Origin of the sequence: Micromonospora sp. HM134 (assembly GCF_007833915.1) — a bacterium.
GTDB classification, from domain to species: domain Bacteria; phylum Actinomycetota; class Actinomycetes; order Mycobacteriales; family Micromonosporaceae; genus Micromonospora; species Micromonospora wenchangensis.
In genome coordinates this window covers 1,467,672-1,493,266 of sequence record NZ_CP041061.1, presented here as the reverse complement: position 1 = coordinate 1,493,266, position 25,595 = coordinate 1,467,672, and the positions used below count along the sequence as shown (strand labels likewise).

The window sequence follows — 25,595 nt, the reverse complement described above, 5'->3', positions numbered from 1 at the left end:
CGCCGGAGGGTCAGCTCACACCGCCGCGCGGTCGAGGCCGTAGGTGAGGGCGTCGACCAGGGCGTGCCAGGACGCCTCCACCACGTTGGGGTGCACACCCACGGTGGTCCAGTCCCGGCCGGCGCCGTCGGCGGTCTCCACCAGCACCCGGGTCACCGCGCCGGTGCCGTGGGTGCCCTCCAGGATGCGCACCTTGTAGTCGGCCAGCTCGAAGTCGCGCAGCTCCGGGTAGTGCCGGGACAGGCCGACCCGCAGCGCCTCGTCCAGGGCGTTGACCGGGCCGTTGCCCTCGGCGGTGGCGATCACCCGCTCGCCGCGTACCCGGATCTTCACGGTGGCCTCGGAGACCACCTCGCCGTCCTCCCGGTGCTCCACCAGCACCCGGTACGACTCCAGCGCGAACGGCCGCACCGGGGCGGCGTCCGGCAGTTCGGAGCGGACCAGCAGCTCGAACGAGGCGTCGGCGGCCTCGAACGACCAGCCGCCCGCCTCCAGCTCCTTGACCCGGGCGGTCACCTTCGACACGGCGTCCGGATGGCCGGCCAGGTCCAGACCCAGCTCGCGGCTCTTCAGCTCGATGCTGGCCCGGCCGGCCATCTCGGTCACCAGGATCCGCATGTCGTTGCCCACCACCGACGGGTCCACGTGGTTGTAGAGCAACGGGTCGACCTTGATCGCGCTCGCGTGCAGCCCCGCCTTGTGGGCGAAGGCGGCGGCCCCGGCGTACGCCTGGTGGGTGTCGGGGGCGATGTTGGCGATCTCGGCGATGGCGTGCGAGACCCGCACCATCTGTTCCAGGCAGCCGTCCGGCAGGACGGGCAGCCCGAGCTTGAGCTGGAGGTTCGCCACGACGGCGAAGAGGTCGGCGTTGCCGGGGCGCTCGCCGTACCCGTTGGCGGTGCCCTGCACGTGCCGCACCCCGGCCTCGACGGCGGCGATCGTGTTGGCCACCGCGCAGGCGGTGTCGTTCTGGGCGTGCATGCCGAACAGTTCCGGGGCGATCCCGGTCCGGGCGGTCAGGTCGGCGATCGCGGCGGTCACCCGGGACGGCAGCATCCCCCCGTTGGTGTCGCACAGCACGAACCGTTCGGCCCCCGCGGCGAGCGCGGTCTCGACCACCGAGGCGGTGTACGCCGGGTCGTGCCGGAACCCGTCGAAGAAGTGCTCGCCGTCGACGAAGACCCGCCGCCCCTGCGCGACCAGGTGGGCGACCGTGTCCCGGACCATCGCCAGGTTCTCCGCGCCGGTGGTGCGCAGCGCACGTTCGACGTGCCGGATGTCGGCCTTGGCGACCAGCGCGACGGCCGGGGTCTGCGCGTCGAGCAGCGCGCGCACCTGCGGGTCGTCGGCGACGGCGACCCCGGCCTTGCGGGTGGCCCCGAACGCGACCAGCAGGGCGTGCCGCAGCTCCAGCTCGGTACGGGCGCGGCGGAAGAACTCGGTGTCCTTCGGTACGGCGCCCGGCCACCCGCCCTCGATGAAACCGACGCCGAACTCGTCGAGCAGGCGGGCCACCGCCAGCTTGTCGATCACCGAGTAGCTGAGCCCCTCGCGCTGGGCGCCGTCGCGCAGCGTGGTGTCGTAGACCTGGAACGTCATCGAGAGTCCCTTCCTCGGAACGTGGGGGAGCAACAAAAAGACCCCCCGCGGATGCGGGAGGTCTGCGCGCTCGGCAGAGGGGAGGCCGGCGCGCTAGCTGCCAATAATGCGGGCGGAGCTGGTCACGGTCGCCACTCTGCCACTCCCTCCCGGATCTGGGAGACAGAATCCACATCCCGGGACACGGTGTGTGCGACGTCTCCCCGGGGGTAGCCCGGATTACGGACACGAGGCGCTCATCTCCGACAACGACGACGACAGTCGAGGCAGGGGTTCCGATGGACAGGCTCGACCCGCACAGCACACACGGCGTCACCGACCCGATGGTCGACGACGGTCAGGGCGCGATCCCCGGCGGCGCTCCCGGCGGGGCGTTCGACCCGTGGACCTACCGGGACGAGGCCGGGGTGGCCGACGCGGACCTGGTCGGCTACCGGGTCGAGGCGACCGACGGCGGCATCGGCAGGATCGACGAGGCGAGCCACGAGGTCGGCGGCAGCTACCTCGTCGTCGACACCGGGCCGTGGATCTTCGGCAAGAAGGTGATGCTCCCGGCCGGCACCGTCAACCAGGTCGACCACGACGACCGGAAGGTCCACGTCGACCGCACCAGGGACCAGATCAAGGCCGCTCCCGAGTACGACGAGAACAGCCACAGCGACGCGGCCTTCCGCGACAAGCTGGGCGGCTACTACGACGACACCTACGGCAACCTGCCGCCCGGCACCGCCCGGTAGCCGGCAGGCACGGCAATCGATCGACGGTACGGCCGGCGGGGCGGCGTGCACGCCCCGCCGGCCGTTACCGTGTCCGGGTGGACCCCACCGAGAACAGCCGCCGTATCCCGTTCTCCGCGATGTTCAACTTCCGCGACGTCGGCGGCTATCCCGGCCACGACGGTCACACCGTCCGCTGGGGCCGGCTCTACCGCTCGGACTCCCCGCACCGCATCGACGGCACCGACCGGGAGGCGTTCCGCGCGCTCGGCATCCGAACGGTGATCGACCTGCGCCGCCCGACCGAGGTCGACCGGGACGGCCGGGTGCCCGACCTCGACGGCCTGACCTACCGGCACGTCCACCCCGAGCACGCCGACTGGGCGCTGAGCCGCCACGAGCCGGACTCCAGCCTGGCCCGCTACCTCGCCGACCGGTACGCCGACCTCGCCGAGACCGGCACCGCCGGGCTGGCCGAGGCGGTCGGGCTGATCGCCGACAGCGCCAACGCGCCCGTCCTGGTGCACTGCGTCGCCGGCAAGGACCGCACCGGCATCGTCTGCGCGCTGACCCTGTCGGTGCTCGGCGTCGACGACGAGCAGATCGCCGCGGACTACGCACTGAGCACCGAGGCGTCCCGGCAGTTCAGCGCCTGGCTGGCGGAGGCCATGCCGGACGCCGAGGCGCCGCCCGCCCCCTTCCTGGGCTCCCCCGTCGAGGCGATGTCGCTCTTCCTCGCCGAGCTGCGCCAGCGGCACGGCTCGGTCGAGGACTACCTGCGGCACGCCGGCGTCACCGACTCCCAGCTCGCCGCCCTGCGCGACCACCTGCTGGAGCCGCCCGCGCCGCAGTGACCGCACCGCCGACGGGCGGTCGACCACGTCCGTGCCCGCCCGCTTCGCCGACGCGCCCCGCATCCACCCGCGCCGCTCTACCGGCCCGCCCCGCCAACCCTGAACATCGCCGCCGGCAGGGCGGATCGACACAGGTGGAGGCTTCCCTACCGGCTGTCGCCGCCGGCCCGCCCGTTTGGTGCGGGCCGAGCGGACACCTGGGCTGATTCGTCCACGACACCAGGTCGAAAGGACGCACAGACCTGACTACCTGCCCGGCCGAGGAGTGCCTCAGCGCGCTGCCCGAAGCAGCTCGCCGACGCCGGGCGCGGGCAGCCGACCGTCGGGGGGCCCACCGGCCCCAGCCGGCGGGAAACAGGCGGGAGAGCCGGCGAGGTACGGGCGGGAGAGCGGCGGGGGCGGTCAGCGGATGTGCGTGACCCAGCCGTGCGGGTCGGGCGTCTCGCCCCGCTGGACCGCCACCAGCTGCTCCCGCAGCGCCGCGGTGGACCGGCCCGGCTCACCGCCGCCGATCACGAACTCGCCGCCGGGGTGCCGCACCCGGGCGATCGGGGTGATCACCGCAGCGGTGCCGCAGGCGAAGACCTCGCGCAGCCGGCCGCTCTCGGCGTCGGCCTGCCACTCGGCGAAGCTGACCGGACGCTCGACGACCCGGTGCCCGGAGGCGGCGGCCAGGGCGAGCAGCGCGTCCCGGGTGATGCCGGGCAGGATGGTGCCGGTCAGCGGCGGGGTGACCAGGGTGTCGTCGTCGTAGACGAAGAACACGTTCATGCCGCCCAGCTCCTCGACGTAGCGGCGCTCGACCGCGTCGAGGAATACCACCTGGTCGCAGCCGGCCTCGATCGCCTCGGCCTGGGCCGACAGCGACGCCGCGTAGTTGCCGCCGCACTTGGCCGCCCCGGTGCCCCCGGGGGCCGCCCGGGTGTAGTCCGGGGAGACCCAGACGGTGACCGGCTTCACCCCACCGGCGAAGTACGCGCCGGCCGGCGAGGCGATCACGCAGTAGAGGTACTCGCGGGACGGGCGGACGCCGAGGAAGACCTCGCTGGCGAACATGAACGGCCGCAGGTAGAGGCTGGCGTCGGCGGCGTCGGGGATCCAGTCCCGGTCGATCTCGACCAGCTTGCGCAGCGACTCGACGAACAGCTCCGCCGGTAGTTCCGGCATGGCCAGCCGCCGGGCGGAGGCGATGAACCGGGCGGCGTTGGCCTCCGGCCGGAACATGGTCACCGAGCCGTCGGCCCTGCGGTACGCCTTCAGCCCCTCGAAGATCTCCTGCGCGTAGTGCAGGACGGCGCTGGCCGGATCCATCGGGATCGGCGCGCGGGCCTCGACCCGGGGGTCGTACCAGCCCTTGCCGTCGGCGTACCGGATGGTCACCATGTGGTCGGTGAAGACCCGGCCGAAGCCGGGGTCGACCAGCAGGGCGGCCCGCTCGGCGGCGGATACCGGCGCGGGATTCGGACGGATCTCGAAATCGAGCATGTCACCACCGCTCATCGCGCTGACCTCCCTGCGGATCGACGGCACGCGGGAACCACGCACCGGGCTGACGTTCCAGAAACCTACCCCGAACGGTCGTTCAGTGGATAGCTCCACTTCCCGTGAGGGTCAGGACACCGCCTGCGCGGCGAGCCGGTCCCCCACCTCGTCGGTGCGCAACGCCACACCCGGGGTCCGGCCGGCCAGCTCGGCGGCGACCGCGCCGGTCACCCGGGCGGCGGCGTCGGCGTGGCCGAGCTGGTCGAGCAGGAGCGCGGCGGAGAGCACCGCGGCCACCGGGTCGGCGACCCCCTTGCCGGCGATGTCCGGCGCGGAGCCGTGCACCGGCTCGAACATCGACGGGTACGCCCCGGTCGGGTTGATGCAGCCGCTGGCGGCCAGCCCGATCCCCCCGGTGACCGCGGCGGCGATGTCGGTGAGGATGTCGCCGAACAGGTTGTCGGTGACCACCACGTCGTACCGCTGGGGCTGGGTGACCAGGAACATGGCGGCGGCGTCGACGTGCTGGTACTCGGTGGCGACGTCGGGGTGCTCGGCGGCGACGGCCGCGAAGGCACGGGCCCACAGCGAGCCGGCGTGGGTCAGCACGTTGGTCTTGTGCACCAGGGTGACCTTGCGGCGCTCGCGGCGGCCCGCGCGGGCGAAGGCGTCCCGGATGACCCGTTCCACCCCGTGCCGGGTGTTCAGGCTCTCCTCGGTGGCCACCTCGGCCGGGGTGTCGCGGTGCAGGCTGCCGCCGGCCCCCGCGTAGAGCCCCTCGGTGCCCTCCCGGACGACGACCAGGTCGACCTCGCCCGGCTTGACGTTGGCCAGCGGGCCGGGCACCCCCGGCCAGAGCCGGGACGGGCGCAGGTTGACGTACTGGTCGAAGGCGAAGCGCAGCTTCAGCAGCAGGCCACGCTCCAGCACGCCGGGCGGCACGGTGGGGTCGCCGACCGCGCCGAGCAGGATGGCGTCGTGGCCGGCCAGCTCGCTCAGCACCGAGTCGGGCAGCACCTCGCCGGTGCGGTGGTACCGCGCCGCGCCGAGGTCGTACTGCGTGGCCTCGACGCCGGGAAGCACGGCGTCGAGGACCTTGAGGGCCTGCGCGACCACCTCGGGTCCGATCCCGTCCCCGGCCACCACCGCGATCCGTGCCACCTGCTGCTCCTCACCTCGTCCGCTGAGCGCAACGGTACGTCCCCGTCCCGCCTCCCGGTACGCGCCTTCCACCATCTGGGAGAGCGAAATGCTCAGCAGGCTCCCAGGCAGCATTCATGGTGCGGTCATCTCCACTGCCTAGGGTCGGTGCAGGACGGGTCGTGGGGGCCCGGGACGGACCGGCCGCGACGCCGCGGCACCGTCGGTGAAGGAGCAGCGTGATGCGGACCGAGCAGCAGCGGGGGCCAGGCCGACTGGACGAGCAACCGCGCACCCGCTGGGTGGACCAGACGGCGTTCTCCCGCCGCCGTCCCGACCTGCGCCTGGGCACCCGCAGCCACCGCCTCGACTCCGCCGGTGACCCGTCCGGCGGCCGGATCGCCGTGCAACACTCCGTCCGGACCGGCACCGCCGAATACTCGCTCCTGCTCAACGCCCCCGAGGAACTGGGCCGGCGGGCGGTCGGCGACGCGCTGCGCGACGCCGTCGCCGAACTGCGGGCGATCGACCTCACCTACGGGCCGAACCGGCCGGAGAGCCTGGTCTCCCGGCTGCGGCGCGGCGAGATCAGCCCCGAGTCGTACCCGCCGCTGACCGACCTGGTCGACCGCTGCGCGGCCATGCGGGCCGCCACCGACGGCTGGTTCGACGCCTGGGCCGTCCCCGGCGGCTTCGACCCCGGCGGCCTGCTCAACGGCTGGGCGGTGGAACGGGCCGCGGCCCGGCTGCGCGCCGCCGGAATCACCGACTACGCGGTGCTCTCCGGCGCCGACCTGACGGTACGCGGACACGCCGCGCACGGCGGACCGTGGCGGGTGGCGGTGCACCACCCGACCGACGGCCGGCGGGCCCCGCTGGTGCTGGAGATGACGGCCGGCGCGGTGGGCACCTCCGGGGTCAGCGGCCGGCAGGGGCACGTGGTCGACCCGCACACCGGCGAACCGGCCGGGCAGCTGGTCGCCGCGACCGTGGTCGGCCCGGACCTGGCGGTGGCCGACGCCTACGCGACCGCGTTGTACGCGGCCGGGCCGGTGGGACTGTCATGGTTCCGCGCCGACTCGGCCTATCAGGCTCTCTTCGCCCACCGACGCCGCTGAGCGGTGTCGCGGCGCGTCGGCCGACCTGTGGAGGGGGTCCACGGGGTGGCGCGGTCGACGGGCCGGCGATCGGCCCCCACGGTCTCGGCAACGACCGTGGGGGCCGGTCAGCGACGAGTGCGCGTGGCTCGCGCATTCGAGGGGTGCGGACCGGCCGGCCGGACGCTCGGCCCCGTCACCCGAAGACGGGTCGACTTCCAACTTTCCCGATGACCGCTCCGGTACGCTAGCGAATCGACGCAACTCGACGCAAGAGTCTCCACAGCGGACCGTGTTTCTCCGTACACTCACGACCACCCGCGGCGATCACGGCGGGTCAGTGTCGCTCCGGCCCCCGGGTGATGGCACGCTGTCCGCCGTGAGTTTCGATCTGAGCGTGTGGGCCCTCCACGACGGAGCCACGCCCGAGGACGTCCGGGCGGCGGTGCGGCAGTGCCACGAGGGGCGGCACGGCGAGCGGTATCCCGACCCCAGGGTGGTCGCCTTCTACCGCGCCATCACCGCCACGTACCCCGACCGGCCCGCCCACCAGGGCACCCCCTGGGAAGTGTCACCGCTGCACGCGGCAGCCGACCACGTGGCGCTGAACCTCGTACCGACCTGCGACGACCAGGTGCTGCTCGACATCGAGCGGCTGGCCGGCGAGTACGACCTGATGCTCTTCGACCCGCAGGACGGTTCGGTCTACCCGCCGCCGTCGCGCCTGGCCCGCTGACGCTGCCACCCGGGACGGTCGGGTGTGGACGGCGGAGGGCCCGGCCGTGCGGCCGGGCCCTCCGTTTCCAACCGTGCGGGTGTGACTACTCGTCGCGCAGGTCGGCCGCGCTGGCGGCGGTCGCCCCGATCGAGTCGGCGGCCGAGGTGAGCAGGTCCGCCCCGAGCGCCTGGTCGACGGTGAGGGTCATCAGGGTCTCGCCGCCGGCCTCCCGACGGGCCACCTGCATGGCGGCGATGTTGATGCCGGCCTCGCCGAGCAGCGTGCCGACGGTGCCGACCACGCCCGGCCGGTCGGCGTAGCGCAGGAAGAGCAGGATGCCCTCCGCGCCGATCTCCACGTCGAACCCGTCCACCTCGGTCAGCTTGATGACGTCGCGGGCGCCGGTGTGGGCGACCGTGCCGGAGACGCTGACCGTACGACCGTCGGGCAGCGCACCCCGCACGGTGACCAGGTTCGGGTGGTCGACCGTCTCGGCCTGGGTGGCGAGGGTCACCTCGACGCCCCGCTCGGCGGCCAGGTGCGGCGCGTTGACGTAGGTGACCTGCTCCTCCACCACCGAGCTGAACAGCCCCTTGGTGGCGGCGAGCTTGAGCACCGACACGTCGTGGTTGACGATCTCGCCGCGCACCTCGACGGTGACGCTGGCGGCCACCCCGCCGGCCACGGCGGTGAACGCCCGGCCCAGCTTCTCGGCCAGCGGCAGCAGCGGCCGGACGTCCTCGGCGACGACGCCGCCGGCCTGCACGTTCACCGCGTCCGGCACGAACTCGCCCTGGAGGGCCAGCTTGACGCTCTTGGCCACGGCCAGGCCGGCCTTGTCCTGCGCCTCGTGGGTGGACGCGCCCAGGTGCGGGGTGGCCACCACGTTGTCGAAGGCGAACAGCGGCGACGCGGTGCACGGCTCCTTGGCGTACACGTCGACGCCGGCGCCGGCGACCCGGCCCTCGGCGATCGCGTCGGCCAGGGCCTGCTCGTCGACCAGGCCACCCCGGGCGGCGTTGACGATCCGGACGCCCGGCTTGACGATCGCCAGCTCCTTCTCGCCGATCAGGCCGACCGTCTCCGGGGTCTTCGGCAGGTGGATCGAGATGAAGTCGGCCTCCCGCAGCAGCTCCTCCAGCCCCACCAGGCGGACGCCGAGCTGGGCGGCACGGGCCGGCTGGATGTAGGGGTCGTACGCGATCAGCCGGGTGCCGAAGGCGGCGATGCGCTGGGCGAACAGCACCCCGATGCGGCCGAGGCCGACCACGCCGACGGTCTTGCCCTGCAACTCGACACCGGTGTACTTGGACCGCTTCCACTCGCCGGCCTTGAGCGCGGCGCTGGCGCTGGCGGTGTTGCGCGCGACGGCGAGCAGCAGCGCGACGGCCTGCTCGGCGGCGGAGACGATGTTGGAGGTGGGGGCGTTGACGACCATGACGCCCCGCGCGGTGGCGGCCGGAACCTCGACGTTGTCCAGCCCGACGCCGGCCCGGGCGACCACCTTCAGGCGCGGCGCGGCGGAGACCGCCTCGGCGTCGATCTGCGTGGCACTGCGCACGATCACCGCGTCGGCCTCCGCCAGCGCGGAGAGCAGGGCCGGGCGGTCGGTGCCGTCGACGTGGCGCACGTCGAAGTCGTGCGCGAGCACCTCGATGGCGGCGGGAGCGAGTTCTTCGGCGATCAGTACGACAGGATTCATCGGTCCTCGTAGACGTCGTATTAGGTCGGCCGGGGCGACCGGGCGCCGCGATGCGCCCTGCGCCGATCCGTGCCATGGCCGTCAGGTGCCGGTCACGCACCTCACCAAGGATCGTAGGGGGCGCTCCGGCCGGCAGGTCCCGGTCTGCGGGGTGAGGGCCCTCACACAGGGTTGTCGCACGCCTGTCATCCCCCGTTCATCCGGCCCGGGAGCGCGGCGCGCGGGCCGATCGCGCCCGATGAGGCATCGATCACCCCGTCCCGCCTGGTGAACGGGCCAGCGCGGACCGCGACGGCGACCGGCGGGGCGGGTGACGCCGCGGCGGGTTCCGGCGGCGGCCGACGGCCCGGCCCGGCTCGCCGAGGGATGTGTTCACGCAGAAAGCGGTATGACTGGCCGGCATGAATATGCCAGCCAGTCATACCGCTTCACGTCACCAGGTCAGGCGGTCTCGGTGAGCGGGCGGTCCACCCAGCTCATCATCGAGCGCAGCTTCTGCCCGGTCTCCTCGATCGGGTGCGCCGCGCCCTCGGCCCGCCACTTGGCGAAGTTCGGCCGGCCCGCCTCGTCCTCGGCCACCCACTCGCGGGCGAACTCGCCGGACTGGATCTCACCGAGGATCTTGCGCATCTCCTCCTTGACCCGCGAGTCGACCACGCGCGGGCCCCGGGACAGGTCGCCGTACTCGGCGGTGTCGGAGATGCTGTAGCGCATCCGGGCGATGCCGCCCTCGTACATCAGGTCGACGATGAGCTTCAGCTCGTGCAGGCACTCGAAGTAGGCCACCTCGGGGGCGTAGCCGGCCTCGGTGAGCACCTCGAACCCGGTCTGCACCAGGGCCGCCGCGCCACCGCAGAGCACCGCCTGCTCGCCGAAGAGGTCGGTCTCGGTCTCCTCGGTGAAGGTGGTCTTGATCGCGCCGGCCCGGGTGCCGCCGATGCCCTTGGCGTACGCCAGGGCGAGCGGGAAGGCGTTGCCGCTGGCGTCCTGCTCGACGGCGACCAGGCAGGGCACGCCCTTGCCGTCGACGTACTGGCGGCGGACCAGGTGGCCAGGGCCCTTCGGGGCGACCATCGCCACGTCCACGTCGGCCGGCGGGGTGATCAGGCCGTACCGGATGTTGAAGCCGTGCCCGAAGAAGATGGCCTTGCCGGGGGCGAGGTTGGGGGCGATCGACTCGGCGTAGATGGTCCGCTGGGCGGTGTCCGGCGCCAGGATCATGATCACGTCGGCCTCGGCCGCCGCCTCGGCCGGGGTGAGCACCCGCAGGCCCTGCTCCTCGGCCTTGGGCCGGCTCTTGGAGCCCGCCGGCAGGCCGATCACCACGTCGACACCGGAGTCGCGCAGCGACAGCGCGTGGGCGTGGCCCTGGCTGCCGTACCCGATCACGGCGACCTTGCGGCCCTGGATCAGGCCCAGGTCGGCGTCGTCGTCGTAGTACACCTCAACGCTCATTGACTTCCCTTTCGTACGGCGGTCTCGTCGACCGTCGTGGACTGTGTGCGGTGGCGGGCGGGCGGCGCGGTCAGGCGGCGCGCAGCGCGGGGCCGGCGGTGATCGACCGCGAGCCGCGCCCGATCGCCACCGTGCCGGACTGGACCATCTCCTTGATCCCGAACGGCTCCAGGTCGCGCAGCAGCGCGTCGAGCTTGTCGGGGGTGCCGGTGGCCTCGACGGTGAGGGTGTCCGGCGCGACGTCGACCACCCGGGCCCGGAACAGGGCGACCGTCTCCAGCACCTGCGCGCGGGCGGTGCGGTCCGCGCGGACCTTGACCAGCAGCAGCTCCCGCGCCACCGAGACCTGCGGGTCCAGTTCAACGATCTTCAGTACGTTGACCAGCTTGTTGAGCTGCTTGGTGACCTGCTCCAACGGCGACGAGTCGGCGTTGACCACGATGGTGATCCGGGAGACGTCGGGGTTCTCGGTCTCGCCGACGGCCAGGCTGTCGATGTTGAAGCCGCGCCGGGAGAACAGGCCGGAGACCCGGGCCAGGACACCCGGCTTGTTCTCCACCAGCACGGACAGGGTGTGCAGGGTCATGCCACCGTCTCGCTTCGCTCGGTCGGGCCGTGCCAGCGCACGGTCCCGGGGAATCGGGCACTCATCTCAGATGTCGTCCTCGTCGAACGCCGGGCGGACGCCCCGGGCGAACATGATCTCGTCGTTGCTGGTGCCGGCGGCCACCATCGGCCAGACCATCGCGTCCTTGCCGACCGTGAAGTCGATCACGACCGGTGCGTCGGTGATCGCCATCGCCGCCTCGATCGTCTTGTCGACGTCCGCGGCGTTCTCGCAGCGTAGGCCGACACAGCCGAGCGCCTCGGCCAGCTTGACGAAGTCCGGGATGCGGTGCTTGTGGGTGCCCAGCTCGGTGTTGGAGTAGCGCCCCTCGTAGAACAGGGTCTGCCACTGCCGGACCATGCCCAGGTTGCCGTTGTTGATCACCGCGATCTTGACCGGGATGCCCTCCAACGCGCAGGTGGCCAGCTCCTGGTTGGTCATCTGGAAACAGCCGTCGCCGTCCACCGCCCACACCACCGTGTCCGGCCGGCCCGCCTTCGCGCCCATCGCCGCCGGGACGGCGTACCCCATGGTGCCGAGGCCGCCGGAGTTGAGCCAGGTGCCGGGCTTCTCGTACGAGATGAACTGGCTGGCCCACATCTGGTGCTGGCCGACCCCGGCCACGTAGATCGCGTCCGGGCCGACGATCTCGCCCAGCCGCTTGATCACGTACTGCGGGGAGAGGGTGCCGTCGGCCGGCTCGTCGTAGCCGAGCGGGTACCGCTCGCGCAGGTCGTCGAGCTGGTGCCACCAGTCGTGCAGGTCGGTCCGGCGGCCGGCCTTCTGCTCGGTGGTCACCGCCGCGATCAGCTCGTCGATGACGTGCTTGGCGTCACCGACGATCGGGACGTCGGCGTGCCGGTTCTTGCCGATCTCGGCCGGGTCGATGTCGGCGTGCACCACCGTGGCGTCCGGGGCGAACGAGTCGAGCTTGCCGGTCACCCGGTCGTCGAACCGGGCCCCCAGCGCCACGATCAGGTCGGCCTTCTGCAGGCCGTAGACGGCGGCGACGGTGCCGTGCATGCCGGGCATGCCCAGATGCTGGCGGTGCGAGTCGGGGAACGCGCCCAACGCCATCAACGTGGTCACCACCGGGATGCCGGTCAGCTCGGCGAGCTGGCGCAGCGACTCGGTCGCGCCGGCCTTGAGCACCCCGCCGCCGACGTAGAGCACCGGCCGGCGGGCGGCGCTGATCAGCCGGGCGGCCTCGCGGATCTGCTTGCCGTGCGGGTGCAGGGTCGGCCGGTAGCCGGGCAGGTCCAGGGTGGGCGGCCAGGAGAAGGTCGTCGCCGCCTGGAGGACGTCCTTGGGGATGTCCACCAGCACCGGCCCGGGACGCCCGGTCGCCGCCAGGTGGAACGCCTCGGCGAGCACCTGCGGGATCTCCTCGGCGTTCTGCACCAGGAAGTTGTGCTTGGTGATCGGCAGGGTGATGCCCTGGATGTCCGCCTCCTGGAAGGCGTCCGTGCCGATCATCGGCCGGGCCACCTGCCCGGTGATCGCGACGATCGGCACCGAGTCCATGTACGCGTCGGCGATCGGGGTGACCAGGTTCGTCGCGCCCGGCCCGGAGGTGGCGATGCAGACGCCGACCCGGCCGGTTGCCTGCGCGTACCCGGTTGCGGCGTGTCCCGCGCCCTGCTCGTGCCGGACCAGGATGTGCCGCACCGAGGAGTCGTAGAGCGGGTCGTAGGCGGGCAGGATCGCCCCGCCGGGGATGCCGAAGACGACGTCGACGCCGAGCGCCTCCAACGACCGCACCAGCGAACCGGCGCCGGAGACCGGGACCGGCCCGGACGGCCGTACGGCCGGGGTGGCCGGCGCGGCGGCGCGCGGCGGGGTGGTGTGGTCGGCGTCGCCGGCCGGCTCGGTGACCGTACGGGCCCGCCGGGCGGAGTGGGCGAGGGTCTCTGGCGTGGGTCTCGTCATGGCGGTTCAGGCCTTCGGCTGGAGTTGGGTGGAGCTGCTACGGCAGGTGCGACGGGGGCGGTGGCCCGCCCCGGTGGTTCCGACGGCAATAAAAACGGCCCTCGTGCAGATGCACGGGGCCAGCGCACTCTCGACAGCGGGAGAGTGCGCTCAGGTAAGTACTCGCAGCGACCGGTTCGACGACATGGGCCAAGCCTGACGCATCTCACGCGATGAGTCAACTGATCCCACATGTTGGTTCACGAACGGGGGACGCCATCCCCGTTGGGGGTCTCGTCAACCGGCCCGGCCTGCGCGGACTCCTCGTACGCGGGGCGCGGGGCGGGCACCGGCGGGGATGCCGGTGGGTGGGATCGCAGCCGGGGCAGCAGCGGCGACGGGGTGGGTCGCAGCGGAGGGGGCGGCGGGGCCGGCGGAGCCGACGCGGGGCGGGCGCCCGGCGAGGTGGCCGCCTCCAGCATCGCCTCCAGGTGCTCCGCCGGCACCCCCCAGCCGAAGAGCGCGCCCTGGCCGAACCGGCAGCCGGCGGCGACCACCGCGGCCAGCTCGGCCGGGTTGGTGACCCCCTCGGCGATCACCTCCATGCCCAGTTGGTGGCCCAGCCGCATGACGATGTCGACCATCGGGGCGAAGGCCGGCCCGTCCCGGCCCACCGGGCGGACCGGCTCGTGCTCGGCGACCAGGCTGTGGTCGATCTTGAGAATGTCGATCGGCAGCCGGCGTAGCTGCCCCAGCGACGAGTACCCCGCACCGAAGTCGTCCAACGCGATCCGCACCCCGGTCCGCCGCAACGCGGTCAGCCGGCGGATCAGCTCGTCCAGGTCGGTCGCGACGGCGTGCTCGGTGACCTCCAGCACCAGCCGCTGCGGCGGTACGTGGTGGGCGCGCAGCGCCTCGGCCACTTGCACCACGTACTCCGGGGCGTGCAGCTCGCGCGGGGAGACGTTGACCGACACCCAGACGTCGTGGCCGTCGGCGAGCCAGCGGGACAGCTGCCAGCACGCCTGGTGCAGCACCCAGGCCCCCAGCTTGGCGATCATCCCGCACTCCTCGGCCAGCGGGATGAACTCGTCCGGCCGGACGTTGCCCAGCTCGGGGTGGTGCCAGCGCAGCAGCGCCTCGGCGCCCACCGGCCGGACCGACGGCAGCGACGCCACCGGCTGGAAGGCCAGCCGCAGCTCGTCGCGCTCGATCGCGCCACGCATCTCGTGCTCCAGCCGGGTACGCCGGGTCAGCAGCTGGTCGTAGCTGCCGTCGTAGCGCTCGATCCGGTTCTTGCCGCGCTGCTTGGCGTAGCGCAGGGCCAGGTCGGCGTGGCGCAGCAGGCCGACCACGTCCGGATCGTCGCCGCCCTGCCCGGCCACCCCGATGCTGACCGAGAGGAAGACCGCCCCGCCCTCCTGGTCGTACGGCCGGCCGAGCACCCCCAGCAGCCGCTCGGCCACCACGTCCGCGTCGGTCGGACGACCCCGCATCAGCACCGCGAACTCGTCGCCGCCGAGCCGGGCGGCCAGGTCACCCGGGCGCAGGTTGCTCCGCAGCCGCCGCCCCACCTCGGCGAGCACCATGTCGCCGACGTCGTGGCCGCGCATGTCGTTGACGTTCTTGAAGCCGTCCAGGTCGAGGCCGAGCAGCACGCAGCCGCCCCCCTCGGTGGCGCAGCGCTGCATCTCCCGCAGCAGGCCGCGCCGGTTGGCGAGGGTGGTCAGCGGATCGGTGTGGGCCAGCTCCCGGAAGTGCGCCTCCCGGTCGGCCAGCCGGTGGGCGTAGCTGCGGACGTCGTTGAGGGTGAGGTACTGCCGGGTGACCAGCGCGAAGCCCTCCAGGCTGCCGGCGATGATCCCCAGCGCGTCGAACCGGCCGCCCTGGACGAGGTGGTACATCGCCGAACCGGCCATCGCCACCATCGGGATGAAGGCGTACTCGCCGTCGCGGCGGATCAGGTCGATGTCGACCTGGCCGGGGGCGTCCACCCGGTGCACGGCGAGCGCCCCGGCGAGCATGCCCACGGCGAGCAGCGCGGCACCGGTCAGCGCCATCGCCGAGCCGCCCTGGCAGACCCCGGCGGCCAGGCCGAGACCACCGGTGGCGGTCGCGGTGATGCCGACGCCGAGCACGGCCAGTCGGGTCCGTGGGCCGTCGGCGCGGGCCACCACGATCGCGGTGAGGCCGGCGGTGAGCGCCACGGTCGCCGACGCGAGCAGGATGGCCGGGCAGGCGCTCGGGGTCGCCGGCCCGAGCAGCCGGGTCGGCTCCGAGAAGAGCACCCAGCCGACGAACCAGATCGCGGCGGCCACGGTCAGCCCGTCGAGCAGCAGCCGCGCGGCGGCGGCCCGGGCCACCATCGCGCCGGGCAGGCGGAGCAGACCCGCGCAGTAGCCCAGCCCGCTCAGCGCGGTGCCGGCCGCGATCAGTGACGCCCATCCCATTCCCTGCCCGCGCCGGTGCGCCCCGTGCTCGGTCGCGCCGAGCACCGCGACGGTGCCGGCGACCAGGGTGGCCAGGGCGATCGTGGCGGCCACGGCGAACAGCAGGTGCGCCTGGCGGTGCGGCCCGCCGCGCCGCCGGGCCGAGTCGGCCAACAGTGCGGTGGCGGCGACGGCGAGCAGGCCGCTCAACACCGCCACGGCGACCATGCCCGGGGGTAAACGCACGACCTCAACTGTGCCGGATCGGCACCCGCTACGGGGTACCGGGTGTGCAACTGTTGGGACACGGCGCTCGCGGTGGGAGCCGCCCGCCGGACGGTGCAAGACTGGTACCCATGCCTGAGCTGCGGTCGAGGACCTCCACCCACGGTCGGACGATGGCCGGCGCCCGGGCCCTCTGGCGGGCCACCGGGATGACCGACGACGACTTCGGCAAGCCGATCGTCGCCATCGCGAACAGTTTCACCCAGTTCGTCCCCGGTCACGTCCACCTGAAGGACATGGGTGGCCTGGTCGCGGACGCGGTGGCCGAGGCCGGCGGGGTGGGGCGCGAGTTCAACACCATCGCCGTGGACGACGGCATCGCCATGGGCCACGGCGGGATGCTCTACTCGCTGCCCAGTCGGGAACTGATCGCCGACGCGGTGGAATACATGGTCAACGCGCACTGCGCGGACGCCCTGGTCTGCATCTCCAACTGCGACAAGATCACCCCCGGGATGCTGCTTGCCGCGCTGCGGCTCAACATCCCGACGGTCTTCGTCTCCGGCGGCCCGATGGAGGCCGGCAAGACGGTGGCGATCGAGGGTGTCGTGCACTCCAAGATCGACCTGATCGACGCGATGATCGCCTCCTCCAACGAGGCGGTCACCGACGACCAGCTCGGCGAGATCGAGCGGTCCGCCTGCCCGACCTGCGGCTCCTGCTCCGGCATGTTCACCGCCAACTCGATGAACTGCCTCACCGAGGCGATCGGCCTGGCCCTGCCCGGCAACGGCTCGACGCTGGCCACCCACGCCGCGCGCCGGTCGCTCTTCGTGGAGGCCGGCCGGACCGCCGTCGAGATCGCCAAGCGCTGGTACGACGACGACGACGCCTCCGTGCTGCCCCGCACCGTCGCCAACCGCAAGGCGTTCGACAACGCGGTCGCCCTCGACGTGGCGATGGGCGGGTCGACCAACACGATCCTGCACCTGCTCGCCGCCGCCCGCGAGGCCGAACTCGACTTCAGCGTCGCCGACATCGACGCCATCTCCCGGCGGGTGCCCTGCCTGGCCAAGGTCGCCCCGAACTCGCCGAACTACCACATGGAGGACGTGCACCGCGCCGGTGGCATCCCGGCCATCCTCGGCGAACTCGACCGCGCCGGCCTGCTGCACCGCGACGTGCACGCCGTGCACTCCCCCTCGCTGGCCCAGTGGCTCACCGACTGGGACGTCCGGGGCGGCTCACCCACCCCGGAGGCGGTCGAACTGTTCCACGCCGCGCCCGGCGGGGTGCGTACCGTCGAGCCGTTCTCCACCACCAACCGCTGGTCCACCCTGGACACCGACGCCGCCGAGGGTTGTGTGCGGGACCGGGAGCACGCCTACACCGCCGACGGCGGGCTGGCCATCCTGCACGGCAACCTCGCGCCGGAGGGCTGCGTGGTGAAGACCGCCGGGGTGCCCGAGGAGTGCCTGACCTTCCGGGGCCCGGCCAAGGTCTACGAGTCGCAGGACGACGCGGTCGCGGCGATCCTCGCCAAGGAGATCGTCGCCGGGGACGTCGTGGTGATCCGCTACGAGGGCCCCAAGGGCGGCCCCGGCATGCAGGAGATGCTCTACCCCACCTCGTTCCTCAAGGGCCGTGGGCTGGGCCGGTCCTGCGCGCTGCTCACCGACGGCCGGTTCTCCGGCGGCACCTCCGGGCTCTCCATCGGGCACGCCTCCCCCGAGGCGGCCTCCGGTGGGCTGATCGCCCTGGTCGAGCCCGGCGACGAGATCGTCATCGACATCCCGGCCCGGTCGATCGAGCTGAACGTGCCCGACGACGTGCTGGAGGCCCGCCGGGTGGCGCAGGAGAAGCGGGACCGGCCGTACACCCCGCTCGACCGGCAGCGCCCGGTGTCGGCGGCCCTGCGCGCGTACGCCTCGATGGCGACGTCGGCCAGCGACGGCGCGTACCGCCGCGTCCCGGAGTGACCGGCCGAGTGGGTTGATCGTCTCCACCTCAGCGAGGTAGCGGTATCCCCCGACCGGGACACCGCTACCTCGACACCGGGACCGGGCCGCCATCCGGCTACAGCCGTAGCCGTCCCGGAGCATGGCCTGCCGGTGGCGGTTCAGAGGGCGACGACAGCGTCTTCCGCGAAGGTGAACAGGCCGGCATCCAGCGTGACCGTCTTGAGCTTGGTGCCCTTCGGCACGTCGAAGTAGACGTTGGCGGTCACCGAGTTGCCCGGGTTGATCTCGTCGAGGAAACCCTGGCCGTCGCTGTTGCCGTAGATTCCGGCCTCGCCGTCGGCCTCGTACTCTCGGCCGCTGGAATCCTGGGCGCTGAGGCTGCCGTCGGCGTGGAAGGTGTGCGCGCGCTTGGTGACGTTCTTGACGGTCACACTGACCTTGCAGAAGGTGCCCTGCGCCTTCTTGTTGAGGAAATCGTTGCCCACACGGGAGATCCCGCACTTCATGCTCTTGACGGTGAATTCGAAGTCCCCGCCGCGCACCTTGTCACCGATACCCGGGGTCTTCGGCTTCGGCGGCGCGGGTGCCTCGGTCTTCTTGGCCGGCGCCGGTGCCGCCGGGGAAGCTGGCGCGGTGCTCGCCGCCGGTGCGGCACTGCTCTTGGCGGCGGGAGCGTCGCCGCCCACGGAGGCAGCCTCGGGCTTCGTGTCCTCGCTGACCAGGCCCAGCACCATCGGACCACCGCAGCACAGCACCACGAAGGCACCGACGCCGATGAGAGTGGGCACCAGCCAGGAGGCCCGCTTCCGCGGGGCGGGCGGTGGCGGGAGCTGGCCGGGCGTCGGCGGGGAGAACTGGCCCGCCGGGGGCGGCGGGAACTGCCCGGCGGGCACCTGCGGGAGATGGGCGGTCGGTGGCATCGGCGGCTGGCCGGCGGGCGGCTGGTTTTGGGCAGGATCGTAGGGTGCCGTCATCGAGTGGTTTCTCCCCGGTCGTGATTCGCGCAGCAGCCGCGCAATGAGCGAAGCGGCCCTCACGGTGCCATAGTTGACACCCGGTAATTGTCGTCCGGCTGGCCTGAGTCGCCCGACGGGTCTGCCTGTCGAACGACCAATCCGGGGAGCTGCCGTCGGACATTCAGCCGGCAAACGGCCTCGACGGTCGCACATTCGATTCCGATAAGACACATCGAGTCGTGTGGACCCTGTCGTATATCTGCCACCACGTTTCCCGCCGAACAAACGGCAATTACGATGCTGCGCCGAGCATCGCCGCCGGCTCGGTTTCCGCGCGCCGCGCGACGACCCGTCCTCCCGATCGGGTCACACCCGCCGTCACGCGGTGACGGGGCCCCGGAGCAGTTCCCGGGCGTGGGCGATCGCGGCCGGGGTGTCGGCGAAGACCAGCCCGTCGCGGCGCAGTTCGTCGGCCACCCCGAGGGTCGCCAGCACCTGGTCGTGGTCGGGGGTGATGCCGGAGAGCAGCACGGTGATCCCCCGGCCGCGCAGCCGCCCGATGGCGTCGCCGAGCACGTGCGCGCCGGTGGCGTCCAGCGCCGACACCCGGGACATCCGCAGGATGACCACCCGGACGTCGGCTACCTCGGAGAGTTCCAGCAGGAAGGTGTGCGCGGCGGCGAAGAACAGCGGCCCGTCCAGCCGGTACGCCACGATGTGCTCGGCCAGCAGGGCGTGTTCCTCGTCGCTGTGCTCCCCCCGGTCGAGCGGGACCTGTTCCAGCCGGGCGCTGCGGGCCACCGCGCGCAGCGCGATCACCACCGCCACGGCGACCCCGACGGCGACGGCGGTGACCAGGTCCCAGGCGACCGTGACGACGAAGGTGAGCACCAGCACCAGGGCGTCGCCCCGGGTGGCACGGGCCAGCGCCCACAGCGAGCCGGCCTCGATCATCCGTACCGTGGTGGCGAGCAGCACCCCGGCGAGCGCGGCGAGCGGGATCCGGCCGACCAGCGGGGCGGCGGCGAGCACGATCGCGGCGAGCGCCACCGCGTGGGTGAGCGCGGCCAGCTTGGATGCCGCCCCGGCGCGGACGTTGACGGCCGTGCGGGCGATGGCGGCGGTGGCCGGGATGCCGCCGAACACGGGCGAGGCGAGGTTGGCCAGGCCCTGACCGAACAGTTCCCGGTCCGGGTCGTGCCGTTGCCCGACGGTCATCCCGTCGGCGACGGTCGCCGACAGCAGGCTCTCCAGCGCGGCGAGCGAGGCCACCGCCAGCGCCGACGGCAGCAGCACGCCGACCGCGCCGGGGTCGAGGAAGCCGAGCGACGGCGCGGGCAGCCCCTGCGGCAGGGCGCCGATCCGCACCAGGTGGAGCGGGAGGGTCTCGGCGAGCACGGTGGCGGCGGCCACCCCGAGCAGCGAGAACGGTACGCCGGGCCGGAAGCGTGCGCCGAGCAGCATCAGCGCCGCCACCCCGAGCGCGACCGCCAGCGCCACCGGCCGGGGGTGCACGACGAACCGGGCGACGGCGTCGGCGGCGACGGCCCAGACCCGGTCGCCGTGCGCGTCGGTCACGCCGAGCGCGGCGGGCACCTGTTGCAGGGCGATGACCACGGCGATGCCGGCGGTGAAGCCCTCGATGACGGGGGTGGGCAGGTAGCGGACGTAACGGCCGAGGCGGGCCAGGGCGAGGGCGATCAGCAGCAGGCCGGCCAGCGCGCCGACCATCAGCACCCCGGTCGGGCCGAACTGCTGCACCACCGGCACCAGCACCACGGTCATCGCCCCGGTGGGGCCGGAGACCTGGAGGTGGGAGCCGCCGAAGACGGCCGCCACCGCCCCGGCGACGACGGCGGTGACCAGCCCGGCCTGCGCGCCCAGCCCGGAGGTGACGCCGAAGGCGAGGGCGAGCGGCAGGGCCACCACGGCCACGGTCAGCCCGGCGACCAGGTCCCGCCGGGGTGAGCGGCGTACGGCCTGCCAGTCGGTGCGGTCGGGCAGCAGGCCGAGGACCCGGTCGGCGACGGCGGTGGCGCTCACCGGCCCGGCCGGGTCGGTGAGCCGTCGGCGGCGTGGGCGTGCGGACTGCCGTCGGGCGCCCCCGGGGCCGGGTCGGCGGTGGTTCCGGCGCGGAGTTCGTCGAGGAGGGCGTCGCGGTCGGTGAGGACGGTGCCGAGGATGCGTCGGCCGGCGGCCAGCAGGTCGGCCACGTCGGGGGTGCTGAGCGAGTACATGACCAGCGGGCCGTCCCGGTACGAGGTGACCATGCCGGCCCGGCGCAGCACGGCGAGCTGCTGGGAGAGGTTGGACGGCTCGACCTCGATGACGGCGAGCAGGTCGCGGACCGGCTTCGGCCCGTCCTGGAGCAGTTCGAGCACCCGGATGCGCACCGGGTGCCCGAGGGTGCGGAACAGCTCCGCCTTGGCCTGGTACAGCGGCACCGACACCGGGACCTTCTTCCGTCGACGTCGTGAACACTTTAGCACTTGCGAAATTCTTCAAGTCGCCTGTCGCGTGGTTCGTGACTCCCGGTTCGTGGCCGGTCAGGTGGCGTGCCCCCGGCGGACCGGCCGGGGGCACGCCGTACGGATCAGTCGACGGGAGCCGTGGCGGGCTCGAGGAACAGCCGGGTACGCATCTGCCGGAACCCGGTGCGTTCCAGCTCGGCGACCACCGCCACCCGGTGGGCGTCCACGTCGGCCACCACCTCCCGGGCGCCCCCGGCCACCAACGCCGCGACCGAATCGGCAAGCAACTCGCCCCGCGCCGCCCCGTCCACCAGGCCGAGGTAGCCGAGCTGCGGGAAACAGGCGTCCCCGGTCGTCCCGGCCAGCCCGACCGGCTCCCCGGCGGCCAGTGCGACCCGCCAGGTCGCGGCGGTCAGCCAGGCCCGTGGCGCGGTGGCCAGGTCCACCCCGGCCACCGCCCGGGCGACCTCCCGGCCGGTCAGCACGTCCGGCTCGGCGATCCGGGCGACGAGGGCGTCGATCTCGCTGGTGCCGGTGGCCGGGCGGAACGCGTAGCGGCCGGAGGACGCCGGCAGCGGGGTGCCCGTCCACGAGCAGCGGAGCCGCTCGCCGCGCTCGACCAGACCGGCGAGCCGGGCCGCCGCCAGCGGCAGCCGGACCACGGCCGACACCTCCGGCCGACGCCGCCAGTGCGCCGGCAGCCCGGCGTGGTAGGGGTACGGGCCACCGAGCGCCTCATGGGCCGTCCGCAGCAGTGTGGCCCCCACCTGCGGCTCGGCGGTCAGGTCGAAACGGTCCAACCAGGGCGCACCGGCGGCCCCGGGCGGCAGGAGCCACGCGGCCCGGCCGACCACCCGGCCGTCCCGCAGGGCGATCCAGGTGCGTTCGGGACGGTAGCCACCTCCGGCGACGCCGTCGGCGTAACCGACCTTGCGCAGCTGAGGCAGCGGGTCGGGCATGGAGTCGAACAGATCTTCCTCGCCCGCGACGAGCGGGCGGATGACCACGTCGGTCATGGGAATCCTCCGGAAGGCGAACGCCCCGGTCAGACCCGCGTGGACGCCGGGACGCGGAGGGGGCGCAGAACATCGGACATCGTTCTGACCTCCTCCCGGCTCGACGGCGTGCCGCAGAACGTACCCAAGCCGGCCGCACGGTCGCAACACCGCTGTCGCGCTGATCGCCTGCCAGCTGCCATACAGGGATGACGCCGTGTTCTACGGTGGACGGTGCCGCAGGGCCGTGCGAGGAACGGAAGCGGTACGGATCACCGAGCACCCGTTGGGGAGAGATGAGCGCTCATCCGCGCCCGGACGCAGAACCGGCACTCCCGTTCTCCTGGCTTGCCGACGCCCCGCTGTTCATCGACCGGGATCAGGTGTCAGCCTTCTACGACGCGGTGGTCATGCCCGAACACGAGACCGGCAAGATCACTCTGTCGACCAGAGACATCCGGGTTTCGAGGAGCAGCACCAGCGGAAAGCTGGGGGCCCGCATCGGAACCAGGGACCTGCTGGCCTCCATCTTCCCGTTCCTCGATGCCCACGTCGCCCTGGAGGGGACACACGGTCGCGAGAAGTCGACGCAGGCCGAGCAGGGGGACTTGATCGAGCTTCACCCGATCAGGAATCCGCACCGGCAACTCCTCCAACTCGCCCTGCACTATGCGGCCCATCTACCCGACAGGGTGACATTCGCCCAGGACGAGAGCTGGCTGGACGACCTCGACCGGACCTACATCAGTGACAGCCCCCGGGCACTCGTCTTCGTCGACCTTCCCGCCGGGCAGGCGATCATTCCGCTGGCCGCAGAACTGGCGACCGGAAGAGTGATTGCGATCTTCGACGACCTGGTGGCCGAGATCTCCCGCACCGTCCGTACGCTGCCGCCGCACTATCCGGGGACCGAGGAACCCGCGACGAGGCGCGAGTACTGGCGCTGGTTCTCGGACAACTACAGCGCCATCGCCGCGATGAACGTGCTCGAACGGGGCATCGGCGACGGCGGCCCGGCCCAGTGGGTGGATTACCGGGTCCACCTCAACGACAGGTCACTCCAACTCTCCCTGCGGGGTCGGCGCAACTTCGAGACAGGAATCTACGCGTACTCCATGATCCGTCGTGGCAACCAGCACGGGCTGCGGATCGTGGGCACCCTGAAGTCCGGTCCCGGGCTCAACGTCCTCGCCGTCTTCGAGAAGTGAGGACGGTCAGACCGGGACGAATCGGGCCGCGTCGGCGACCACGTACCCGTCGGTGCCCTCGGTGCGGAGCAGCACGCTGCCGGCCGTACCCGCCGCGAACTGGTACGTCCCGAGCGACACCCACTGCCCGCCCGACGTGCGCTGGTCGACCACCCGGGTGGTCACCCCGCCGCCGTGCACCACGTCGACCGGGACGTTGCCGGCCCGGTTCGGGTCGGCGGTCCAGCGCAGGTGGACCGCCCAGCTCCCGGCTGTCGGCAGGGACGGGGTGAACCGCAGCCGGTTGACGCCCTTGCCGGTGTTGCCGTCGTGCTCGTAGTCCGACCCCCAGTAGCCGCCGATCGCGGTGCTGCCCACCCAGACACCGGCCCGGGTGACCCCGGCCGACCGGTTGTCCACCACGATCTCGCCGTCGACGGTGGGTGGCCAGGTGAGCAGCTGCCCGTCGGCGCGCAGCCGGGTCTGGAGGGCCGCGACGTCCACCTGCTGCACCGGCACCCCCGCGTCGATCGCCAGCTTCGCCGCCGTCGCCGCCGACTGGGCGAGGATCATGAAGACCGGTTCCATCCGGATCGACCCGTACGCGATGTGGGTGGCCGACAGGCAGACCGGCACGAACAGGTTGGCGCACTGCGTCGCGGTGGGCACGATCGACCGGTAGCTGACCGGGTACGGGCCGGGCACCCCGACCTGCACGTCCCCCTCGTTCTTCACCAGCCCGTTCACCACCACCCGCTGGCAGTTGTGCGAGTCCATGGTGTAGCTGGCCAACCCGACCGAGTCGGCGGCCCGGACGCCGCCCCGGCAGTCCCGCTCGGTCATCACGTACGCCGAGAGCATCCGGCGGGCCTCGCGGACGTAGAGCTGCGGGGGCCAGTTGCCGGTGGTGGTGAACTCGTCGGCGGCCAGCCCCCAGGCGGCGACCCCGGACCGCACCGACGCCGGCAGCCGGGGGTCGTTGGCCAGGAACCACATCAGGCCCTGCTGGTACGTCCGGTGGTCGGCGACCATGGCCTGCCGCTGCGCCCAGGTCGCCGTCGGGTAGGCGTAGTTCGCGGCGATGAAGTCGGTGGAGAAGGCCCCGGTGTTGTTCGAGTCGGTCTTGCCGCCGCCGACGCTCTGGGTGGTGAAGAACGGCCCGGTGTAGCCGGCCTGCACGTACCGCAGCAGCAGTTCGTAGTGGGCCGGGTCGTAGCCGGCCGGCTGCGGGAACGGGACCCGGCCGGCGGCCTGGGTCAGGCACATCCGGAAGTTGTACGCCTGGATCCGGTCGTCACCGGTGCCGTTGGGCGCGACCGGGGCGGCGGAGATGCCGGGGAGCAGGCCGCTGGCCGGGTCGCCCGGCACCACGTACGGGTCGACGGGCCGGGTGAACTGGTGCTCCCCGCGCAACTGCACCCCGTTGACCGTCTCGCCGTACGCGGTGTTGGCCTCCCGTCCGACCGTGTACGACACCCCGGCGGCGGCCATCAGGTCACCCTCGTACGTGGCGTCGACGAACATCGGGCCGGCGAAGAGCTGCCCGTGCGCGGTGACCAGCCCGGTGATCCGGTCGCCGGCCCGCTGGACCGTGGCCAGCGGGGCGTCCAGGTAGACCGGTACCGCGTGCTCGGTGAGCAGGTCGTCGAAGACCCCGGCGGCGACGTGCGGCTCGAAGACCAGCCGCATCGGCGAGTCGGGGGTGACCGGGGTGCCGTGGTAGCGGGCGTACACCCGGCGGTAGAACTCCCCGGCGAGGCCGCCGATGGCGGCGCTGGTGCCGCTGTCGGTGTAGCCGAGCCCGCCGGTGGTGAGCCCGCCGACGTGGCGGCCCGGTTCGACGATCACGGCGGTGCCGCCGAGCCGGCGCATCTGCACGGCGGCCATGATGCCGGCCGAGGTCGCGCCGTAGACCACCAGGTCGACGGTGACGGTGCCGGCGGCCAGGGCGGGCAGGCCGAGACCGGGGCCGACGGCGACGACGAGGCTGGCCCCGCCGAGGCGGAACAGGTGACGGCGGGTGAACGCGGACGACATCACGGCTGCCCTTCGAGCGAGGGAAGGAGCGCGCCGCCGCACCCGGAACGCATCGA

At 72.8% G+C, this 25,595-nt stretch carries 19 protein-coding genes; 6 read left to right on the top strand and 13 right to left on the bottom strand.

The genetic code is table 11. The annotated features are described in order from the left end of the window. Positions 1 to 15: 15 nt before the first annotated feature. Positions 16 to 1,599 (bottom strand): citramalate synthase, encoded by a 1,584-nt coding sequence (gene cimA, locus FJK98_RS06930; protein WP_145918291.1) that lies wholly within the window; start codon positions 1,597 to 1,599, stop codon positions 16 to 18. A gap of 278 nt (positions 1,600 to 1,877) precedes the next feature. Between cimA and FJK98_RS06925 the strand changes: the two genes are divergently transcribed. Next, positions 1,878 to 2,336: a PRC-barrel domain-containing protein gene (locus tag FJK98_RS06925; RefSeq protein ID WP_145918290.1), complete on the top strand. Its 459-nt coding sequence runs from the start codon at positions 1,878 to 1,880 to the stop codon at positions 2,334 to 2,336. Positions 2,337 to 2,455: 119 nt separating this feature from the next. Beyond that, positions 2,456 to 3,169: a tyrosine-protein phosphatase gene (locus FJK98_RS06920; protein ID WP_145922615.1), complete on the top strand. Its 714-nt coding sequence runs from the start codon at positions 2,456 to 2,458 to the stop codon at positions 3,167 to 3,169. Positions 3,170 to 3,571: 402 nt separating this feature from the next. On the opposite strand, the gene FJK98_RS06915 is transcribed toward FJK98_RS06920, so the two are convergent. Together FJK98_RS06915 and FJK98_RS06910 are read right to left on the bottom strand one after the other, a co-directional pair. Next, on the bottom strand, positions 3,572 to 4,669 hold the full coding sequence (locus tag FJK98_RS06915) for a branched-chain amino acid aminotransferase (protein WP_145918289.1): 1,098 nt from the start codon (positions 4,667 to 4,669) through the stop codon (positions 3,572 to 3,574). A 111-nt stretch (positions 4,670 to 4,780) separates the two neighbouring features. Continuing rightward, the gene (locus FJK98_RS06910; protein WP_145918288.1) at positions 4,781 to 5,812 is read right to left on the bottom strand and encodes a 3-isopropylmalate dehydrogenase; all 1,032 of its coding nucleotides are present in this window, start codon (positions 5,810 to 5,812) and stop codon (positions 4,781 to 4,783) included. Positions 5,813 to 6,033: 221 nt separating this feature from the next. On the opposite strand from FJK98_RS06910, the gene FJK98_RS06905 reads away from it, so the two are divergent. After that, a complete protein-coding gene (locus tag FJK98_RS06905; RefSeq protein ID WP_145918287.1) occupies positions 6,034 to 6,909 on the top strand; it encodes an FAD:protein FMN transferase in 876 nt (291 codons plus the stop codon). 358 nt (positions 6,910 to 7,267) lie between these two features. Continuing rightward, positions 7,268 to 7,624, top strand: a complete 357-nt coding sequence (locus FJK98_RS06900) for a hypothetical protein (protein ID WP_145918286.1) — start codon at positions 7,268 to 7,270, stop codon at positions 7,622 to 7,624. Between the two features lie 85 nt (positions 7,625 to 7,709). Here the strand turns inward: FJK98_RS06900 and serA are convergent, their stop codons facing one another. The 5 genes from serA to FJK98_RS06875 form a co-directional block, all read right to left on the bottom strand. Continuing rightward, positions 7,710 to 9,308 (bottom strand): phosphoglycerate dehydrogenase, encoded by a 1,599-nt coding sequence (serA, locus tag FJK98_RS06895; RefSeq protein WP_145918285.1) that lies wholly within the window; start codon positions 9,306 to 9,308, stop codon positions 7,710 to 7,712. 441 nt (positions 9,309 to 9,749) lie between these two features. Then, the gene (gene ilvC, locus FJK98_RS06890) at positions 9,750 to 10,763 is read right to left on the bottom strand and encodes a ketol-acid reductoisomerase (RefSeq protein ID WP_145918284.1); all 1,014 of its coding nucleotides are present in this window, start codon (positions 10,761 to 10,763) and stop codon (positions 9,750 to 9,752) included. 70 nt (positions 10,764 to 10,833) lie between these two features. Beyond that, on the bottom strand, positions 10,834 to 11,349 hold the full coding sequence (gene ilvN, locus FJK98_RS06885; RefSeq protein ID WP_067307043.1) for an acetolactate synthase small subunit: 516 nt from the start codon (positions 11,347 to 11,349) through the stop codon (positions 10,834 to 10,836). Between the two features lie 66 nt (positions 11,350 to 11,415). Then, entirely contained in the window at positions 11,416 to 13,299 is a 1,884-nt protein-coding gene (locus FJK98_RS06880; RefSeq protein WP_145918283.1) for an acetolactate synthase large subunit, read from the bottom strand. A gap of 239 nt (positions 13,300 to 13,538) precedes the next feature. Further along, positions 13,539 to 15,953: a bifunctional diguanylate cyclase/phosphodiesterase gene (locus FJK98_RS06875; RefSeq protein WP_145918282.1), complete on the bottom strand. Its 2,415-nt coding sequence runs from the start codon at positions 15,951 to 15,953 to the stop codon at positions 13,539 to 13,541. A 110-nt stretch (positions 15,954 to 16,063) separates the two neighbouring features. Between FJK98_RS06875 and ilvD the strand changes: the two genes are divergently transcribed. Then, positions 16,064 to 17,911, top strand: coding sequence for a dihydroxy-acid dehydratase (gene ilvD / locus FJK98_RS06870; RefSeq protein ID WP_145918281.1), 1,848 nt, complete (start codon positions 16,064 to 16,066; stop codon positions 17,909 to 17,911). A gap of 140 nt (positions 17,912 to 18,051) precedes the next feature. On the opposite strand, the gene FJK98_RS06865 is transcribed toward ilvD, so the two are convergent. The 4 genes from FJK98_RS06865 to FJK98_RS06850 form a co-directional block, all read right to left on the bottom strand. Next, positions 18,052 to 18,867: a DUF4352 domain-containing protein gene (locus tag FJK98_RS06865; RefSeq protein ID WP_145918280.1), complete on the bottom strand. Its 816-nt coding sequence runs from the start codon at positions 18,865 to 18,867 to the stop codon at positions 18,052 to 18,054. A gap of 360 nt (positions 18,868 to 19,227) precedes the next feature. Further along, positions 19,228 to 20,892, bottom strand: coding sequence for a SulP family inorganic anion transporter (locus FJK98_RS06860; RefSeq protein ID WP_145918279.1), 1,665 nt, complete (start codon positions 20,890 to 20,892; stop codon positions 19,228 to 19,230). Further along, positions 20,889 to 21,299, bottom strand: a complete 411-nt coding sequence (locus FJK98_RS06855) for a helix-turn-helix transcriptional regulator (RefSeq protein WP_168222392.1) — start codon at positions 21,297 to 21,299, stop codon at positions 20,889 to 20,891. The genes FJK98_RS06860 and FJK98_RS06855 overlap by 4 nt, the downstream gene beginning before the upstream one ends. A gap of 143 nt (positions 21,300 to 21,442) precedes the next feature. Next, positions 21,443 to 22,336: an acetyltransferase gene (locus tag FJK98_RS06850; RefSeq protein ID WP_145918278.1), complete on the bottom strand. Its 894-nt coding sequence runs from the start codon at positions 22,334 to 22,336 to the stop codon at positions 21,443 to 21,445. A 275-nt stretch (positions 22,337 to 22,611) separates the two neighbouring features. On the opposite strand from FJK98_RS06850, the gene FJK98_RS06845 reads away from it, so the two are divergent. Then, the gene (locus FJK98_RS06845) at positions 22,612 to 23,523 is read left to right on the top strand and encodes a hypothetical protein (RefSeq protein WP_145918277.1); all 912 of its coding nucleotides are present in this window, start codon (positions 22,612 to 22,614) and stop codon (positions 23,521 to 23,523) included. Between the two features lie 6 nt (positions 23,524 to 23,529). Here FJK98_RS06845 and FJK98_RS06840 read toward each other — a convergent pair whose 3' ends face one another. Continuing rightward, positions 23,530 to 25,539 carry an FAD-dependent oxidoreductase gene (locus FJK98_RS06840; RefSeq protein ID WP_145918276.1) on the bottom strand — a complete coding sequence of 670 codons (2,010 nt, stop codon included), beginning with the start codon at positions 25,537 to 25,539 and terminating at the stop codon, positions 23,530 to 23,532. Positions 25,540 to 25,595 lie beyond the last annotated feature (56 nt).

What these genes read in the sequence shown, in the direction of transcription:
- cimA (WP_145918291.1), bottom strand. Translation starts at nt 1,599, where the DNA reads ATGACGTTCCAGGTCTACGACACCACGCTGCGCGACGGCGCCCAGCGC.
- FJK98_RS06925 (WP_145918290.1), top strand. Translation starts at nt 1,878, where the DNA reads ATGGACAGGCTCGACCCGCACAGCACACACGGCGTCACCGACCCGATG.
- FJK98_RS06920 (WP_145922615.1), top strand. Translation starts at nt 2,456, where the DNA reads ATGTTCAACTTCCGCGACGTCGGCGGCTATCCCGGCCACGACGGTCAC.
- FJK98_RS06915 (WP_145918289.1), bottom strand. Translation starts at nt 4,669, where the DNA reads ATGAGCGGTGGTGACATGCTCGATTTCGAGATCCGTCCGAATCCCGCG.
- FJK98_RS06905 (WP_145918287.1), top strand. Translation starts at nt 6,034, where the DNA reads ATGCGGACCGAGCAGCAGCGGGGGCCAGGCCGACTGGACGAGCAACCG.
- serA (WP_145918285.1), bottom strand. Translation starts at nt 9,308, where the DNA reads ATGAATCCTGTCGTACTGATCGCCGAAGAACTCGCTCCCGCCGCCATC.
- ilvC (WP_145918284.1), bottom strand. Translation starts at nt 10,763, where the DNA reads ATGAGCGTTGAGGTGTACTACGACGACGACGCCGACCTGGGCCTGATC.
- ilvN (WP_067307043.1), bottom strand. Translation starts at nt 11,349, where the DNA reads ATGACCCTGCACACCCTGTCCGTGCTGGTGGAGAACAAGCCGGGTGTC.
- FJK98_RS06880 (WP_145918283.1), bottom strand. Translation starts at nt 13,299, where the DNA reads ATGACGAGACCCACGCCAGAGACCCTCGCCCACTCCGCCCGGCGGGCC.
- ilvD (WP_145918281.1), top strand. Translation starts at nt 16,064, where the DNA reads ATGCCTGAGCTGCGGTCGAGGACCTCCACCCACGGTCGGACGATGGCC.
- FJK98_RS06865 (WP_145918280.1), bottom strand. Translation starts at nt 18,867, where the DNA reads ATGACGGCACCCTACGATCCTGCCCAAAACCAGCCGCCCGCCGGCCAG.
- FJK98_RS06850 (WP_145918278.1), bottom strand. Translation starts at nt 22,336, where the DNA reads ATGACCGACGTGGTCATCCGCCCGCTCGTCGCGGGCGAGGAAGATCTG.
- FJK98_RS06845 (WP_145918277.1), top strand. Translation starts at nt 22,612, where the DNA reads ATGAGCGCTCATCCGCGCCCGGACGCAGAACCGGCACTCCCGTTCTCC.
- FJK98_RS06840 (WP_145918276.1), bottom strand. Translation starts at nt 25,539, where the DNA reads ATGTCGTCCGCGTTCACCCGCCGTCACCTGTTCCGCCTCGGCGGGGCC.